Source organism: Dickeya fangzhongdai (genome assembly GCF_002812485.1).
GTDB classification, from domain to species: Bacteria; Pseudomonadota; Gammaproteobacteria; order Enterobacterales; family Enterobacteriaceae; genus Dickeya; species Dickeya fangzhongdai.
On record NZ_CP025003.1, the window covers coordinates 2,438,491 to 2,454,856 of the forward strand.

14 protein-coding genes, 1 pseudogene and 1 other annotated feature are annotated in these 16,366 nt (G+C 56.0%); of the genes and pseudogenes, 5 read left to right on the top strand and 10 right to left on the bottom strand.

Going from position 1 to position 16,366, the window contains the following annotated elements; translation table 11 throughout:
• Positions 1–36 precede the first annotated feature (36 nt).
• The gene (gene ompW / locus CVE23_RS10995; RefSeq protein WP_100849536.1) at positions 37–669 is read left to right on the top strand and encodes an outer membrane protein OmpW; all 633 of its coding nucleotides are present in this window, start codon (positions 37–39) and stop codon (positions 667–669) included.
• Between the two features lie 78 nt (positions 670–747).
• On the opposite strand, the gene CVE23_RS11000 is transcribed toward ompW, so the two are convergent.
• From CVE23_RS11000 to CVE23_RS11030, 6 genes and pseudogenes are all read right to left on the bottom strand, one after another.
• Positions 748–1,491 carry an oligogalacturonate-specific porin KdgM family protein gene (locus CVE23_RS11000; protein WP_100849537.1) on the bottom strand — a complete coding sequence of 248 codons (744 nt, stop codon included), beginning with the start codon at positions 1,489–1,491 and terminating at the stop codon, positions 748–750.
• Between the two features lie 551 nt (positions 1,492–2,042).
• Entirely contained in the window at positions 2,043–2,852 is an 810-nt protein-coding gene (trpA, locus tag CVE23_RS11005; protein ID WP_100849538.1) for a tryptophan synthase subunit alpha, read from the bottom strand.
• The gene (gene trpB / locus CVE23_RS11010) at positions 2,852–4,042 is read right to left on the bottom strand and encodes a tryptophan synthase subunit beta (protein WP_100849539.1); all 1,191 of its coding nucleotides are present in this window, start codon (positions 4,040–4,042) and stop codon (positions 2,852–2,854) included. Before trpB ends, trpA begins: the two co-directional genes overlap by 1 nt.
• A gap of 17 nt (positions 4,043–4,059) precedes the next feature.
• Positions 4,060–5,445, bottom strand: a complete 1,386-nt coding sequence (gene trpCF / locus CVE23_RS11015) for a bifunctional indole-3-glycerol-phosphate synthase TrpC/phosphoribosylanthranilate isomerase TrpF (RefSeq protein WP_100850454.1) — start codon at positions 5,443–5,445, stop codon at positions 4,060–4,062.
• Positions 5,446–5,453: 8 nt separating this feature from the next.
• Positions 5,454–7,050, bottom strand: a pseudogene (trpD, locus tag CVE23_RS23060) (bifunctional anthranilate synthase glutamate amidotransferase component TrpG/anthranilate phosphoribosyltransferase TrpD).
• Positions 7,050–8,612, bottom strand: coding sequence for an anthranilate synthase component 1 (locus CVE23_RS11030; protein WP_038919020.1), 1,563 nt, complete (start codon positions 8,610–8,612; stop codon positions 7,050–7,052). The pseudogene trpD and the gene CVE23_RS11030 overlap by 1 nt, the downstream one beginning before the upstream one ends.
• 22 nt (positions 8,613–8,634) lie before the next feature.
• Positions 8,635–8,735 (bottom strand) — a sequence feature (Trp leader region).
• A 251-nt stretch (positions 8,736–8,986) separates the two neighbouring features.
• Here CVE23_RS11030 and rnm point away from each other — a divergent pair.
• The 3 genes from rnm to rluB all read left to right on the top strand — a co-directional run bounded on the left by rnm (position 8,987) and on the right by rluB (position 11,647).
• Positions 8,987–9,859: an RNase RNM gene (gene rnm / locus CVE23_RS11035; RefSeq protein ID WP_049853970.1), complete on the top strand. Its 873-nt coding sequence runs from the start codon at positions 8,987–8,989 to the stop codon at positions 9,857–9,859.
• 88 nt (positions 9,860–9,947) lie between these two features.
• A complete protein-coding gene (locus CVE23_RS11040; RefSeq protein ID WP_038919022.1) occupies positions 9,948–10,568 on the top strand; it encodes an L-threonylcarbamoyladenylate synthase in 621 nt (206 codons plus the stop codon).
• A 188-nt stretch (positions 10,569–10,756) separates the two neighbouring features.
• Positions 10,757–11,647: a 23S rRNA pseudouridine(2605) synthase RluB gene (gene rluB / locus CVE23_RS11045; RefSeq protein WP_038658786.1), complete on the top strand. Its 891-nt coding sequence runs from the start codon at positions 10,757–10,759 to the stop codon at positions 11,645–11,647.
• Positions 11,648–11,696: 49 nt separating this feature from the next.
• Here the strand turns inward: rluB and cobO are convergent, their stop codons facing one another.
• Both cobO and CVE23_RS11055 read right to left on the bottom strand, forming a co-directional pair.
• Positions 11,697–12,287, bottom strand: coding sequence for a cob(I)yrinic acid a,c-diamide adenosyltransferase (gene cobO, locus CVE23_RS11050; protein WP_038658783.1), 591 nt, complete (start codon positions 12,285–12,287; stop codon positions 11,697–11,699).
• Between the two features lie 21 nt (positions 12,288–12,308).
• Entirely contained in the window at positions 12,309–13,070 is a 762-nt protein-coding gene (locus CVE23_RS11055; protein ID WP_038919023.1) for a YciK family oxidoreductase, read from the bottom strand.
• Between the two features lie 282 nt (positions 13,071–13,352).
• On the opposite strand from CVE23_RS11055, the gene sohB reads away from it, so the two are divergent.
• Positions 13,353–14,399 carry a protease SohB gene (sohB, locus tag CVE23_RS11060; protein WP_038920965.1) on the top strand — a complete coding sequence of 349 codons (1,047 nt, stop codon included), beginning with the start codon at positions 13,353–13,355 and terminating at the stop codon, positions 14,397–14,399.
• 388 nt (positions 14,400–14,787) lie between these two features.
• Here the strand turns inward: sohB and CVE23_RS11065 are convergent, their stop codons facing one another.
• Together CVE23_RS11065 and CVE23_RS11075 are read right to left on the bottom strand one after the other, a co-directional pair.
• Positions 14,788–15,381 carry a YolA family protein gene (locus tag CVE23_RS11065; RefSeq protein ID WP_038919024.1) on the bottom strand — a complete coding sequence of 198 codons (594 nt, stop codon included), beginning with the start codon at positions 15,379–15,381 and terminating at the stop codon, positions 14,788–14,790.
• Between the two features lie 441 nt (positions 15,382–15,822).
• Positions 15,823–16,092: a YciN family protein gene (locus CVE23_RS11075; protein ID WP_033568757.1), complete on the bottom strand. Its 270-nt coding sequence runs from the start codon at positions 16,090–16,092 to the stop codon at positions 15,823–15,825.
• Positions 16,093–16,366: the final 274 nt, after the last annotated feature.

The window sequence follows — 16,366 nt, forward strand, 5'->3', positions numbered from 1 at the left end:
TTCGCCCGGATATTAACCTTACAAATGGAGTGGATAATGAAGAAGGTTTCTTTATTGATGATGGCTGCCGCGTTGATGCCGGCATTGGCGCAAGCTCATCAGGCTGGCGATGTGATTGTTCGTACTGGAACGGCAACGGTACGCCCGGTTGAAAGCTCGGACAATGTGTTGGGGTTGGGTTCATTCAACGTGGATAACAATACCCAACTGGGACTGACCCTTGGCTACATGGTGACGGATAATATCGGCGTGGAACTGCTGGCTGCGACGCCGTTCCAGCACAAGGTCGGCGTAGGCAATGTTGGGCCGATCGCCGAAGTTAAACACCTGCCGCCGACGCTGATGGCGCAGTATTATTTTGGGCAGAGTACGGACAAGCTGCGCCCTTATCTGGGTGTCGGTCTGAACTACACCATGTTCTTTGACGAGAAATTTAACCAGACGGGTAAATACGCCGGGTTGAGCGACCTGAGCCTGAAAAACTCCTGGGGCGTTGCCGCGCAGGCCGGTCTGGATTACAACCTGAATAAAAACTGGCTGTTGAATATGTCGGTATGGTGGATGGATATCGACACCACCGTGAAATTCAAGGCAGCCGGCCAGGATCAGAGTATCAAAACTCGTCTGGATCCCTGGGTATTTATGTTTGGCTTCGGTTATAAATTCTGATAAGCGAAGTAGAAAACAAAAAGAGAAGGCGGAACCGGAGTTCCGCCTTTTTTACGTCAGGTGATAACCGGGACGGTATTAGAAGTTGTACTGAACACCGACGCGGTAACGGGTCTGACGTTCGTCAGTCGTCTTGGATGGGCCTTCAACATTGGCAACCTGAATATACGGGGTCCAGTTTTTGTCAATCTTGTAAGCCAGCTTCACATCATGAGTGAGGTTGTCGTTATCATTGTCGTAAATGTAACCAAAGCTACCTGCTTTGGTATTTTTGTTGTATTCCAGCTCGTATTCAACGGTGAAGTTGTCCAGAAACTTATAACCCAGCACGCTGGTAATGGTATAGCCTTTCATATTAGTGGCTTCAGCAGGGTTACCATTTCGGTCATAAGCATTAATGGTGCTGCTATAACGCTGGTAGAAAGGGCGGTAACGCAGGGTATAGTAAAGGCTATCGGTAAAGTTTACGCCACCTTTGATATAAGGACGGTATTTGTTACCCGTATTGTCGGAAACCAGATTGAAACCAGCTTCTGCATTAAACATCTTATTGAATTTATAAAGATAGCTGGCAGTGACTTCAGTGCCGTTGCTAACCTGTTCGTTATAAGGTTTGTTTGGCGTGGAGTCATTGCCGGATTGTTTCCATTTCACTTCGGAAGACAAACCGAAGCCATTCTCAAAACGGTGCGAAATCAGCAGACGATCCTGGTGATTTGCATTTTGGGTATCTTTCATTTCATGGCGATAATCGAATGTGACCGCCATTGAACTCATGCTTACCAAAGATGCAACCATCACTGTCAGAATTTTAAATTTCATCGCTATAACCCTCTCAGAGATCATTCTTATTAGTGTTGTGCTGCGGACATAGCGCAGCACGGAACCGATTTTTATTTATCTCTGCTTACAAATGTGTGATCCAGAACGGCAAACTCAAAAAAATGAAAAGCCATTTTACTTGTGTGATGGGCGTCTATTTACATAGCAATGAATCTATGTCTACAGAAATAAAAAGGCGTTTCAATAAAACCAAATACAATATTTCATTTTTTGAATTTATTTGATATCTATTTTTACAAAATTAATATTTGGAAACCGTTTAACTTGTTGACTCTGTGTCTTTGGTTTCTGATTTTTGGCACTTTTAACTTTTTTTACTTCTTCTTAATAAATTCATAATTATGAGTATGTTTGTCATTTTGTGACGTGACGCCAGATTGTCATGTTGTACGCTGAGCCACGCGCATAGCGTAAACGTGCCGGGGCTATCCACGAGCCTCAGCGGTGGTTGGCAGGAACATTTGATAAGGATAAGAACAATAAAACGCCATAGCCGGGAAAACAGGCTATGGCGGGAAGGTCTGGCGGGATTAACGTGCGCGGGTGGCGGCTTTCATGCCGCGGACAAAATCGGTCAGTTTTGCGAGCATCTCATCCGGCTGGGAATGGTATTGCTCGATGATTTTGACAATCGCGGAACCAGAGATGGCGCCGGCGGCACCGGATTCCAGCGCTTTTTGCACCTGAGCCGGTTCGGAAATGCCAAAACCCAGCAGCGGCGGAGCCGCATGGTATTCCTGCAGTTTTTCCAGCAGATGGTGCAGCGGCAGTTGGGCGCGGGTTTCTGCGCCAGTTACGCCGGCCCGGGAGAGCAGGTAAGTATAGCCGCGGCCGAAGGATGACACTTCACGCAGCAGGTCGTCATTCGCATTCGGCGGGCAGATGAAGATTGGCGCGACGCCATGCTTCATCGCCGCAGTGCGAAACGGCGCGGATTCTTCCAGCGGTACGTCGGCTACCAACACCGAGTCAACGCCGGTTTCGGCGCAACGCTGATAAAAAGCGTCGATACCATTGCTGAACACCAGGTTGGCGTACATCAACAAGCCGATCGGCAGGTCAGGGTATTTCTGGCGGATGGTCGCCAGCATTTCAAAACAGTGGGCCGGGGTCACGCCGGCGGCGAACGCGCGCAGCGTGGCGTTCTGAATGGTCGGGCCATCCGCCAGCGGATCGGAGAACGGGATCCCCAATTCCAGCGCGTCTGCACCCGCGGCCACCAGCGTATCGATAATGCGCAGCGAAAGCTCGGGGGAAGGGTCGCCCAGCGTAACAAACGGCACAAACGCCCCTTCCTGTTTTTCCGACAGTCGTTTAAACAAAGCGTGGTAGCGTTCCATCAAATCTCTCCCCGGGATTTCAGAATGTCGTGAACCGTAAAAATGTCTTTATCGCCACGGCCGGACAGGTTGACCACCAGAATTTGCTCTTTTTCCGGTTCCGCTTTGATCATTTTCAGCGCGTGGGCCAGCGCATGGGAGGATTCCAGCGCCGGGATAATCCCTTCGTGACGCGACAATTCCCGGAATGCGTTCAACGCTTCATCGTCGGTGATCGACACATAATCCGCCCGCCCGATGCTGTTCAGGTGCGCGTGCTGCGGCCCGACGGAGGGGAAGTCCAGACCGGCCGAAATAGAGTACGACTCTTCGATTTGACCGTCTTCGGTCTGCATCATCGGTGATTTCATACCGAAGTAGATACCGACGCGGCCATGTTTCAGCGGTGCGCCGTGCTGCCCGGTTTCGATACCCAGACCTGCCGGCTCCACGCCGATCAAACGCACGGACGGCTCGTCAATGAAATCAGCAAACATGCCGATGGCGTTGGAACCGCCGCCGACGCAGGCCAGCACCGCATCCGGCAGACGACCTTCTTTTTCTTTCACCTGGGCTTTGGTTTCTTCCCCGATCATGCGCTGAAATTCCCGCACGATGGTGGGGTAAGGGTGTGGACCGGCGGCAGTCCCCAGCAGGTAATGAGCGGTCTCATAGCTGCCGGACCAGTCGCGTAGCGCTTCGTTGCAGGCGTCTTTCAGGGTGGCGGAGCCGCTGTGCACCGGAATGACTTCTGCGCCCATCAATCGCATACGGAACACGTTCGGCGACTGGCGCTCTACGTCCTTGGCGCCCATGTAGACGCGGCATTTCAACCCCAGCAGGGCGCAGGCTAGCGCGGTGGCGACGCCATGTTGGCCGGCGCCGGTTTCGGCGATGATTTCGGTTTTACCCATACGCTTCGCCAGCAGCGCTTGCCCCAGTACCTGATTGGTCTTGTGCGCGCCGCCGTGCAGCAGGTCTTCGCGTTTCAGATAGAGTTTGGTTCGGGTGCCTGCGGTCAGGTTTTTACACAGGGTCAGCGCTGTCGGCCGCCCGGCGTAGTTCTTCAGCAGGTCGCTGAACTCAGCCTGGAACGCCGGGTCACGCTGCGCGCTGACAAATGCCTCTTCCAACTGGCGCAGAGCCGGCATCAGGATCTGTGGTACGTACTGACCACCAAATTCACCAAAATAAGGATTAAGTAACGTCATAATCAGCCTGTATCTTGTTATTCATGAGAGGTACGGCGGGGTTGCGCCGTACGCAGCGTCCGGAATACCGCCGCGATTTTCTGCGGATCTTTGATGCCGGGTTGCGACTCTACGCCAGAGTTGAAATCCAGCCCGGCGGCGCCGAGTGTCGCGGCCTGCGCCACGTTGTCCGGGCCGAGTCCGCCGGCCAGCAGCACCTGCTGCAGCGATTGACCCTGCAGCAATGACCAGTCGAACGACTGACCGCTGCCGCCCTGACCGTTGTCGAGCAGCACCCGGTCAACCTGCGCCAGCGCCAGCGGGGGCAGTACGTCGCCGACGCTTTGCGCTTTCCAGATCTGGCAGGTAGCGGGCAGTTGTTCACGTAAGGCGGCGATGGCGGTTTCGTCTTCGCTGCCGTGCAACTGTACGGCCGTCAGTTGGAGCGACGATGCGGTTGCCACGATGTCGGCCAGCGGCGCATCACGGAATACCCCGACATAACGCAAGGGAGCGCCCGCCATCACGGCACGAGCCTGTGACGTTGTCACGCAGCGCGGGGAGCTGGCGACAAAAATCAACCCGCCGTACACCGCGCCCGCCTGAAAGGCCGCGGCGGCATCGTCGGGCCGGGTCAACCCGCACACTTTGTTTTCCCCGAGGATGACCCGGCGTACCGCCAGCGTCAGGTCGTCTTCTTCCATTAGCGAACTGCCGATCAGAAAACCATTGGCGTACTGGCTCAGTTCCTGAATATGGGCATGACGGCTGATGCCGGATTCGCTGATTACCGTCACGCCGGCAGGCAGACGCGGCGCCAGCGTGCGGGTACGGTTAAGGTCGATAGAGAGGTCGCGCAGGTCGCGGTTGTTGATGCCGACCACGCGCGCTTCCAGCGCAATAGCGCGTTCCAGTTCGGCTTCATTGCTGACTTCCGTCAGGATGCCCATATTCAGGCTGTGCGCTACCTGCGCCAGCCGGCGATACTGTTCATCATCCAGTACCGACAGCATCAGCAGAATCGCGTCGGCCTGATAGTAACGGGCCAGATAGATCTGGTACGGGTCGATAATGAAGTCCTTGCACAGCACCGGCTGAGCAACCGCCGCGCTGACCTGGGTCAGAAAAGCAAAATCGCCCTGGAAATACTTCTCGTCGGTCAGTACCGAAATGGCGGACGCGTAATCCTGATAAACTCGCGCAATTGCGACCGGGTCGAAATCGGCGCGAATCAACCCCTTGGAGGGCGAGGCTTTTTTGCACTCCAGAATAAACGCCGGATTGGCCTGTTTCAGCGACTGATAGAAGTGGCGCGAACTGGGCGTTACCTGTGACTGAAAGCTGTCGAGCGGCTGTCGTTGCTGCCGTTCGGCGATCCACTGCGCTTTGTCGCGCACAATTTTGGTTAATACGGTTTCCTGCATTTTCTTCATCATCCTCTGGCTGCCAGTTCCAGCACGCGCTGGTAAGCCTGACCGCTGTGAATCACGTCCAGCGCCTGTCGGGCATTCTGCCGCAGATCTTCCTGTCCGAACAATTTCAGCAACAGCGCCACATTGGCCGCGACAGCCGCGTCGTGCGCCGGTTGGCCCTTACCCTGAAGCAATCGAGCCAGAATATCACGGTTTTCTTCCGGCGTGCCGCCCAGCAAATCATCCAGTGCGAAGGAGTCCAGCCCGAAATCATGAGGCGTCAGCTGGTAGGTTTCCACCTGACCGTCACGCAGTTCGGCAACCTGTGTCGGCGCATGAATGGCGACTTCATCCATACCGCCGCCGTGCACCACGGCCGCGCGCTGGTATCCCAGCACTTTCAGAGTTTCGGCGATTGGCCGTACCAGTTCCGGCCGGTAGACGCCGATCAGCGCCAACGGCGGGCGGGCCGGGTTGATCAGCGGCCCCAGCACGTTGAACACGGTACGGGTTTTCAACTGCTGGCGCACCGGCATCGCGTGACGGAAACCGGTGTGGTATTGCGGCGCAAAGAGAAAGCATACCCCCAGATCGTCCAGCGCCTGACGCGATACCTCAGCCGACATATCGAGCTTGATGCCGAACGCCGACAGCAAATCCGACGAGCCGGAACGGCTGGAGACGCTGCGGTTGCCGTGCTTGGCGACCTTTAGCCCACAGGCGGCGGCCACAAACGCGCTGGCGGTGGAGATGTTGATGCTGTTGGTGCCGTCGCCGCCGGTGCCGACGATGTCCGCGAACAGGTAGTCCGGGCGCGGGAACGGCTTGGCGTCGGCCAGCAGCGCGGTGGCGGCCCCGGCGATTTCATCCGGGTGCTCGCCGCGTACCTTCATGCTGATCAGCGCCGCAGCCAGTTGCGTCGGATCAAGTTCACCCTGAATGATGGCGGCAAACAGCTGCCGGCTTTCTGCCTGACTCAGGATGTCGGCGCGGTACAGTTTTTCAAGAATCGGTTGCATCAGTGGTGTCTCCGTCAAATCAGGCCAGTGCCCAGTCCAGCGTCTGGTTCAGCAGACGAGCACCGTGAGTGGTGAGGATGGATTCCGGGTGGAACTGGAAACCGCAAACGCGATGCTCGTCATGGCGCACCGCCATCACCATGCCGTTAAAACTGGCGTTAATCACCAGTTCGGCCGGGATGTCGCTGCCAACCAGCGAGTGGTAACGCGCCACCGGCAGCGGGTTGGGTAGGCCGTTGAACATCGCCTGACCGTCGTGCTCAATGCTGGAGGCTTTGCCATGCAGAATTTCACCGGCCTGACCGACATGACCGCCGTAGGCTTCAACGATAGCCTGATGGCCCAGACAGATGCCGATGATCGGCAACTGACCGCGCAGGCGTTGCAGCAGTGCCGGCATGCAGCCGGCTTCAGACGGCGTTCCGGGGCCGGGCGAGAGCATCAGCACCGGTTTTTCCATCTGCTGCAGTCGGTCGATAATGACATCGGCAGGCAGTTGATTGCGGTACACCACTACGTTATGGTCGCTGGCGCGCAACTGGTCGACCAGGTTATAGGTAAAAGAGTCGATATTATCGAGCAACAGGATATCGGCCATCAGAACACCTCCCGGGCATGATGCGCACTGGCAATCGCGCGCAGAACCGCGCGGGCTTTGTTACGGGTTTCATCGGCCTCAGCCTGCGGGTGGGAATCCAGCACTACGCCGGCGCCGGCCTGCACGGTGGCGATGCCGTCTTCCACGTAAGCGGAGCGGATCACGATGCAGGTGTCGAGGTCGCCGCGGGCGGTGAAGTAGCCCACTGCGCCGCCGTAACTGCCGCGGCGGGTTTTCTCGCTTTCCGCGATCAGCTGCATGGCGCGTACTTTGGGGGCGCCGCTCAACGTGCCCATGTTCATGCAGGCGCGGTAGGCGTGCAGCACGTCCAGATCCGCGCGCAGGGTGCCGACCACGCGGGACACCAGATGCATCACGAACGAATAGCGGTCTACTTTGGTCAGGTCCGCCACATAGCGGCTGCCGGGTTCGCAGATTCGCGCCAGATCGTTGCGGGCCAGGTCCACCAGCATCAGGTGTTCGGCCAGTTCTTTATGATCGGTACGCATTTCCAGCTCGATACGGCTGTCCAGATCCCGGTCCAGCGAGCCGTCGGCGTGGCGGCCGCGCGGGCGAGTGCCGGCGATGGGATAGATTTCGATCTGGCGGCTGGCGGCGTCGTATTTGAGCGAACTTTCCGGCGACGCGCCGAACAGGGTGAAATCCTGATCCTGCATGTAGAACATGTAAGGACTGGGGTTGTTGTCTTTCAGGGTCTGGTAGGCGGCCAGCGGCGACGGGCACGGCAGCGAGAAGCGGCGGGACGGCACCACCTGGAAAATTTCGCCGATGCGGATCGCCTGCTGCATCTGGCTGACCACGGCGCCGTAATCTTCATCGCTCTGGTTACAGGCCAGCGTCATGGTGTCCACCGTCTGGCACGGCAACGCCGGGGCCGGCTGGCGCAACTGATGCTGCAACTGTTCCAGACGCTGTTGCAGGCGCTGACGTTCCGCGGCGTTAGGGGTAAACAGGCTGGCCTGCAGATGGGTAGCGCGTTGTTGATGGTCCACCACCAGCAGGGTTTCGGCCAGGTAGAAGCAGTAATCCGGGCAACGTTGTTGTTGGCTGAGCGGCGGCAGACTTTCGAAACCCGCCACCAGATCGTAGGCGAACAGCCCGCCGAAGAACATGGCCTCGCGTTCATGCTCCGGGCATGCCACCAGCGCCAGCAGTTGGCGCAGCGCGTCAAATACCGACAGGGAGCGCAGACGCGCGTCTTCGTCCTGCATGATATCGATGGTCGGGAAGGTCAGTTCGCGGCTGTTCGGGCGCGCATCGACGATGACATCAGCAGGCAGTGCGTTATCCAACAGCGGCAACAGCGACGCGCCGTTGGCGGTCAGCGCCTGAATCGACACCTGTGGTCCGAGGGCGGTAATACGCAGGGCGCTGTCGACGATAAGCAGGCTTTGCAGATTCTGTTTGCTGTCGATTTCCGCCGACTCCAGCAGCAGGGTTGCCGGGCGGGCGCCGCACAGCTGGTGGAACATCGCGCTGGGGTCGTTGCGGTATTCGGCACCGACGCGCAGCAGCTCAAGTTCAGGTTGTGGTATTTGCATGATGTCTACTCGTATTTTGTCCATAAAAAAACCCGCTAATCAGCGGGCTTCAGGATATGCATGTCAGATAATGGCTATGCGTCATCACTTCGCCCGCAACAGGGAGAAGCGCCACCAACCAGCATGATTTTTCAGGGTTAGGGTCATTACCGTCATCGCCATTGTCCTCATTTATCGCTACGTTTGAACTTGTGTACTAGTTAACTGGAACGGAAAAGGGAAGTCAATAACATTTCACACGATTTTTTCGGGGAGATGTCCGGCTGTAGATGGCTGGCCGACAACCCACATCGGGCCCACCGATCTTTTTTCCTTTTTAGCGAGGTTGGTGGCATCATGCCGCCTGAAATTCCCTGAACAGAGAGACACCTGACGTGCCAGACGAGTTGCCGGTATCACCGACGTTTCCCCTGTATGATCTGCACAGCCACACCACGGCTTCCGACGGTTTGCTGACGCCAACCGAGCTGGTGCAGCGCGCGGTGAGCATGCGCGTCAGCGTGCTGGCGATCACCGATCACGACACTACCGCGGCGCTGGATGAGGCGCAGACCGCTATTCAGCAGCAGGCGCTGCCGTTGCGGTTGATTTCCGGCGTCGAGATTTCCACCGTGTGGGAAAACCATGAGATCCATATCGTCGGGCTGGGGCTGGATTGCCGACATCCGGCGCTGACGTCATTACTGCAACAGCAGGTGCAGTACCGCGAGCAGCGGGCCGTGCAGATTGCGCAGCGGCTGGAAAAGGCGCTGATTCCGGATGCGCTGGCGGGGGCGTCCCGGCTGGCGGAAGGCGGCATGATAACGCGCGGGCATTTCGCGCGTTATCTGGTGGAATTAGGGAAAGCCGCCACGGTGGCGCAGGTGTTCAAAAAGTACCTGGCTAAAGGGAAAACCGGTTATGTGCCGCCGCAGTGGTGTACAATACAGCAAGCCGTGGACGCTATCCGCCAGTCGGGCGGGGTCGCGGTGCTGGCGCATCCCGGCCGTTATGACCTGACCGCCAAGTGGCTGAAACGGTTGATCGGGCATTTTGCCGGGTGCGGCGGAGAAGCGATGGAAATAGCCCAGTGTCAACAGGCGCCGGACGAGCGTTCGCATTTGGCGCGTTATGCGCAGGATTACCATTTGCTGGGGTCGCAGGGTTCGGATTTTCATCAGCCCTGCGCCTGGATAGAACTGGGACGAAAATTGTGGCTGCCCGCCGGCGTGGATCCGGTCTGGCAACATCCGGCGTTGGCCGATTAAACCCCAGATATCACGACAGCATTCGTTCAACCCGTTATGGCGGTGTCGCCTGACGGGGTGTACGTTTTCAGAAGGCAGAGGACGTAGCATGAGTCAGTTTTTCTATATTCACCCGCAGAACCCGCAACCGCGGCTGATCAACCAGACGGTGGAAATCCTGCACAAAAGCGGGGTAATTGTGTACCCCACCGATTCAGGGTACGCGCTAGGGTGCATGCTGGAGGATAAAGCGGCGATGGAGCGCATCTGCCGCATTCGTGATCTGGATCAGAACCATAACTTCACCCTGATGTGCCGCGATCTGTCGGAGTTATCTTCTTACGCCTATGTGGATAACGCCGCGTTCCGGTTGATCAAGAATAATACCCCCGGCAATTACACCTTCATTCTCAAAGCGACTAAGGAAGTGCCGCGTCGCCTGATGAATGAGAAACGCAAAACCATCGGCATGCGCGTGCCGTCCAATCCGATTGCGCTGGAATTGCTGGCGGCGTTGAATGAGCCGCTGATGTCGACCACGCTGATGTTGCCGGGCAACGATTTCGCCGAGTCCGATCCGGAAGAAATTCAGGAACAACTGGGCAAACGGGTGGATTTGGTCATTCACGGCGGTTTTCTGGGGCAACAGCCCACTACGGTTATCGATCTGACCGAATCCGTGCCGGTGGTGGTGCGCGAAGGCACCGGCGATGTGACGCCATTTCTGTAACGCAGAAACGCCGTAATGGCGTTTCCCAACGCGTATTCATGGCCGCTAACATTTGGCATACAAACGGCACAAATCAGGGTATAATCGCGAAAATATGCGTTAACTCTTTATTTTTCATGAGTTAACGCGATTTCTGGTCATCATGACATTCCCCCCGACGCCTGTGAAGGCGACACAGAGGTTGCTCAATGAGCGAAAAGCTACAGAAAGTGCTGGCGCGTGCAGGGCACGGTTCACGCCGCGAAATTGAAAGTATGATTGAAGCCGGGCGCATTAGCGTTGACGGCAAGATTGCCACGCTGGGGGACCGCGTTGAGGTTACCCGGGCGACCAAAATTCGTATTGACGGGCATGTGGTGTCGGTGCGCGAAACCGAAGAAGCCGTGTGCCGTGTGCTGATGTATTACAAGCCGGAAGGGGAACTCTGTACCCGCAGCGACCCGGAAGGGCGGCCAACGGTATTTGACCGTCTGCCGCGAATTCAGGGATACCGCTGGGTAGCGGTAGGGCGTCTGGATGTGAATACCTCCGGCCTGTTGCTGTTCACGACTGACGGCGAGCTGGCGAATCGCCTGATGCACCCCAGCCGTGAAGTGGAACGTGAGTATGCCGTGCGCGTGTTCGGCGAAGTGGGCGATGACAAAATTCGTCAACTGAGTAAAGGCGTACAACTGGAAGACGGTCCGGCGGCGTTCCGCTCGATCCGCTATCAGGGGGGCGAAGGGTTGAACCAGTGGTACAACGTGACCCTGACCGAAGGCCGCAACCGCGAAGTGCGTCGTTTGTGGGAAGCGGTCGACGTGCAGGTTAGCCGGCTGATTCGCGTGCGCTACGGCGACATTCAGTTGCCGAAAGGATTGCCGCGCGGCGGCTGGATGGAGATGGGCCTGACCGACGTCAACTACCTGCGTGAACTGGTGCAACTGACGCCGGAAACGGTCAGCAAATTGCCGGTGGAGCGTGAGCGGCGCCGGGTGAAAGCCAATCAGATCCGCCGTGCGGTGAAACGTCACAGCCAGGTGGGCGTCAGTAACCGCCCGGCCGCCGGCCGCCGTAGCGCGCCGAAGCGTAACGGTTAACCCGTCTGTTTAACGCTGCGCCGCTGGTGCAGCGTCGTCCTGTTTTATCCTACCAGTCAATACCTTGCTGAGCCTGAATGCCGGCATCAAAGGCGTGCTTCACAGGGCGCATTTCCGTCACCGTATCCGCCAGTTCCAGTACATCACGATGGCAGCCGCGGCCGGTAATGATAACGCTCTGGTGCGCCGGGCGCTGTTGCAGGGCGGTAATCACGTCATCCAGCGGTAAATAGTCGTAGCTGATCATGTAGGTCAACTCGTCGAGCACCACCAGATCGAGCGAGTCATCCGCCAGCATACGTAATCCATGCTGCCAGACACCTCTGGCCGCATCGGTGTCGGTCTGACGATTTTGGGTTTCCCAGGTAAAACCGGTCGCCATCACCTGAAATTCCACCCCGTGCTGTTGCAGCAGATTTTTCTCGCCGTTTGGCCATTCGCCTTTGATGAACTGGATCACGCCGGCTTTCAGACCGTGGCCCACCGCCCGGGTTACGGTGCCGAAGGCTGCGGTGGTCTTGCCTTTGCCGTTGCCGGTAAACACCATCACTATGCCGCGCACGTCAGTGGCGGCGGCGATGCGGGCGTCTACTTTTTCCTTCAGCCGTTGCTGTCGTTGCTGATGGCGATCGTCGCTCATGCGTCGGTATCCTTTGCTTAATCACTCGGCCAGGCCGGGCTTGCGGCCGGGTTGGGCATCGAAACTCATGCCGGTTTTGCGACGGCTGTCATCCCCCATTAAATACAGGTAAAGCGGCATGATGTCGGCCGGGGTTTTGAGTTTATTCGGATCTTCATCGGGAAACGCGGCGGCACGCATTGACGTGCGGGTACCGCCCGGATTGATGCAGTTGACCCTTAGGTTGCGGTTGCGGTATTCCTCGGCCAGTACCTGCATCATGCCTTCGGTGGCGAATTTGGATACCGAGTAGGCGCCCCAGTTGGCGCGCCCCTGACGGCCGACGCTGGAGCTGGTGAAAATCAGCGACGGACTGGCTGATTTCAGCAACAACGGCAACAGCGCCTGCGTCAGCATAAAGGTCGCGTTAACGTTGACTTGCATCACCTGATGCCAGACGGTGGCGGATTGTTCTTCCATCGGCACGACGTCACCCAGCAGACCGGCATTATGCAATACGCCGTCCAGCCGCGGCAGCGCCTGGCCGAGCTGCCCGGCGATCTGTATGAAATCATGATGGCTGGCGGTCAGCATATCGCAGGGAATCAGATAACTGTGGACGCCGCATTCCTGCAGGATCTGTTGTTCCACCTCCTGCAGTTTGCTCTCTGTGCGCCCCAGCAACACCAGTTTCGCACCGTGGCGCGCGTAGGTCAGCGCCGCTTCGCGGCCAATGCCGTCACCGGCGCCGGTGACCAGAATGATACGGTGTTGCAGCAGGTCATGCTTGGGTTGGTAATGCAAAACGGTGTCCTCTGGCTGTCATCATCCGGGGATGATGAGGTGTTTCCGAAAAAGCCATAATGGGTGTTTTATGCCTGAAACAATAGGTGTTTTCAATCAGAAGGTCCGGTTTTCTCACAGTTTGTGCGGTAAAAAGCAGCGGAAAGTACGATTTATGTATGAAGATCATCGCCATTGCGTCCGTCATACGTTAGGTTAGAAGTTCGGCGCGCCGCGCTGGAACCGTAATGGTTGTTGAAGAATCAACGTCATATATCACATTGGTCAATGAAGGCGGTATTTGTGGAATTACTTTCTCAGTATGGTTTATTCCTGGCAAAAGTCGTCACCCTTGTCGTCGCCATCGGCGCATTGGTGGTGCTGACAGTCGGTATGACGCAGCGTAAACGCCATCGAAAGGGCGAACTGCAGGTGATTAATCTGGGCGAACAATACCGCGAAATGCGGCAGGAGATGCAGTCCGCCGCCATGAGCGATACCGCGCGCAGCCTGCTGGAGAAAAAGCAGAAGAAAGAAGAAAAGGAAACCGCCAAACAAGAGAAGAAACGCGCCAAACGGGGGGAAGAGAAATCCGCTCGTTCGTGTTTGTATGTGCTCGATTTTAACGGCAGCATGGATGCCGGTGAGGTGAGTTCGCTGCGTGAAGAAGTGTCCGCAGTGCTGGCGGTGGCCCGGCCGGAGGATGAAGTGTTGTTGCGTCTGGAAAGCCCCGGCGGTGTGGTGCACGGCTACGGGCTGGCGGCTTCGCAACTGCAGCGGTTTCGTCAGCGCGGCATCCGCCTGACGGTGGCGGTAGACAAGGTGGCGGCCAGCGGCGGCTATATGATGGCGTGCGTAGCGGATCGCATTGTGGCGGCGCCGTTCGCCATTGTCGGGTCGATTGGCGTGGTGGCGCAAATCCCCAACTTCAACCGGCTGCTGAAAAGCAAAGATATCGATGTGGAACTGCATACTGCGGGTCAGTACAAACGTACCCTGACGTTGTTCGGCGAAAATACCGAAGAAGGCCGGGAGAAGTTTCGCGAGGAATTGAATGAAACGCACCTGCTGTTCAAACAGTTTGTCAGCGAGATGCGCCCGTCGCTGGATATTGAGTCGGTTGCTACCGGCGAGCACTGGTTCGGCACGCAGGCCAGAGCGATGGGGCTGGTGGATGCTATCGGCACCAGCGACGATCTGCTGATCGCGGAAATGGAAAACCACGAAGTGCTGGCCGTGCGCTATACCCGCCGCAAACGTCTATTGGACCGCCTTACCGGCAGCACCGGCGATGCTCTGGAGCGCCTGATGCTGCGCTGGTGGCAGCGGGGCAGTAACCCTCAGTTGTAATTCACCTTAGTGTTTAAACCCCCGCCTGTCCGCGCTGAGCAATGCCATACGCATATTAGCGGCCGGATAGGTGGGTAAACCGGTTCCTGTAATGTAATCGCCACTCTCCATCTCTCAGGCTCTAAACCTGATTGTTGAACGCCAGGTTCCCATCCATCACGATTATTTCCCACCCTTCCGTCATTAAGACGCTATTTTTACCGTCACTCCTATCCATAGCCATGCATGCTGCGGACTATGGATTTTTATTTTTTGGGGTTTCTTGAAATAGCGCATTCCATTTATATCAATGTGCGGGCGATTTCTATTTCCAAATCAGAATATACACACTAATAATGTGTGTTTTATTCAGAGTGAACGGCCCGAATCGGGCCGTTCAGATGGCGAATTAATTAATATAGATCTGTGTGAATAATGTATTTCTCGGCGCGTTGGTGGATGTGTCCTGGAATTTAAACTGACCGTTATCAGTCCCATCCAGATTGTAATAACGCATCCAGCCAACAACGGTATATCCGGCCGGGCAAGGGAAGGTATATTGATTCCCGACAATACAAATGGCGTCACTTTGATAATTAGCCGAACGAGGCAATGCGCCGCCATTCATCCAGGCAACGGGGTTGCTGCCGTAACCAATTTCCTGCACCACGACTCTGAGCTGGGCGCCGCCGTGGTCACAGGTAGTTGAGAACTGACCAACAGACGTCATGTATTCCCAGCCGCAGGTTGATGAACCGACCGCATACACGGCGACCCGTGACAACGCCGGAGCGGGGGCCCGCAAGGCGCCAGAGGTGGAGGCGCGGGATGTGTCTTTGGCCGCAGACAGCGGGCTGTTGTTTTCCAGTGAATCAAACGCCGACATACCTAATTCGACCGGCGGGCCTGCTTCATCGGTAGTATTGATGGTTTGCGAATAGCCAGCGTGGCTAAAAATTGCTGCGAGTGACAATAGCAAAGGCAATCCAAATTGCTTTTTCATAACACTCTCCGTAAATGTTTTTTAATTAATGCCTGGGTGGCATCGGTGGCGAGTATAAATAACGATATTTGGTTTGTAAATAAATTGAAAAATTTGTTTTTAATTGTTTTGATTTTGTTTTGTGAAATTAATCTATTTGAAATGATATTTTTTAAAATCAAGGGGGATATATTTATTAAAAAATAGTTTCGTTGATTATTTTAAGTCATGCATGAGCCCATGCTGACGGCGTTTTCCATCCAAACATCATGCGGGCGGCCTGATATCAACCTAATCGTTGGGAGGAGATAAAATAGAAGCATGCGTGGCGGATAGGGCGTTCAGACAATCAGAATGATCGAAGTGCACAATAGCGGAGTCACGCTGTGATCCTTGCTCTGCATCAGAGGGTACGCCGGGAGCGGCCCGCATCAGCAGGTAGCGCCCGGCGGGATTCCGGTGTTAATCGATTAACTGGTATTTTTCCGACAAAACGTGCGCCAGGTGTTTGAACATATTGAACACCGCCGTGGTCTTGTGCGTCGGCAATCCATCGCTGTCGAGAAAGTATTCGCCACGAAACACCAGCACGCCACTCTTTTGTTCTACCGCATTGGCTACCATGCCGTGCAGGTAGTCTTCGTGGTTTTTAATCAGTGTGTTGGCTTCCAGCAGCAGAGCCTCGCGACCAATTGGCGTTTTTTCTTCATTTATGTGTGTAAAACCAGACATGGGATTGTTCTCCTGCAAATAACCCTTGTTTTGCTGGCGCTATTGTACCGCCTGAACGGAATTTATCGCAAACTGACTGATTTTTAGTCGCCTGTTTGCCGATAAACACGAGAGTAACGATTGGCGAAAACGGGTTTTACATGCTAATTAGGTTGCGTGGTGTTATTTATCAGGTAGAGTGTGGGATTTTGCATCGTCAAGCGGAATAATTGCTTTGCGCCGGGACGGAACCGGTTACCGCAAAGGGCGGTGCAGTAAATGAATAATCCTGAAT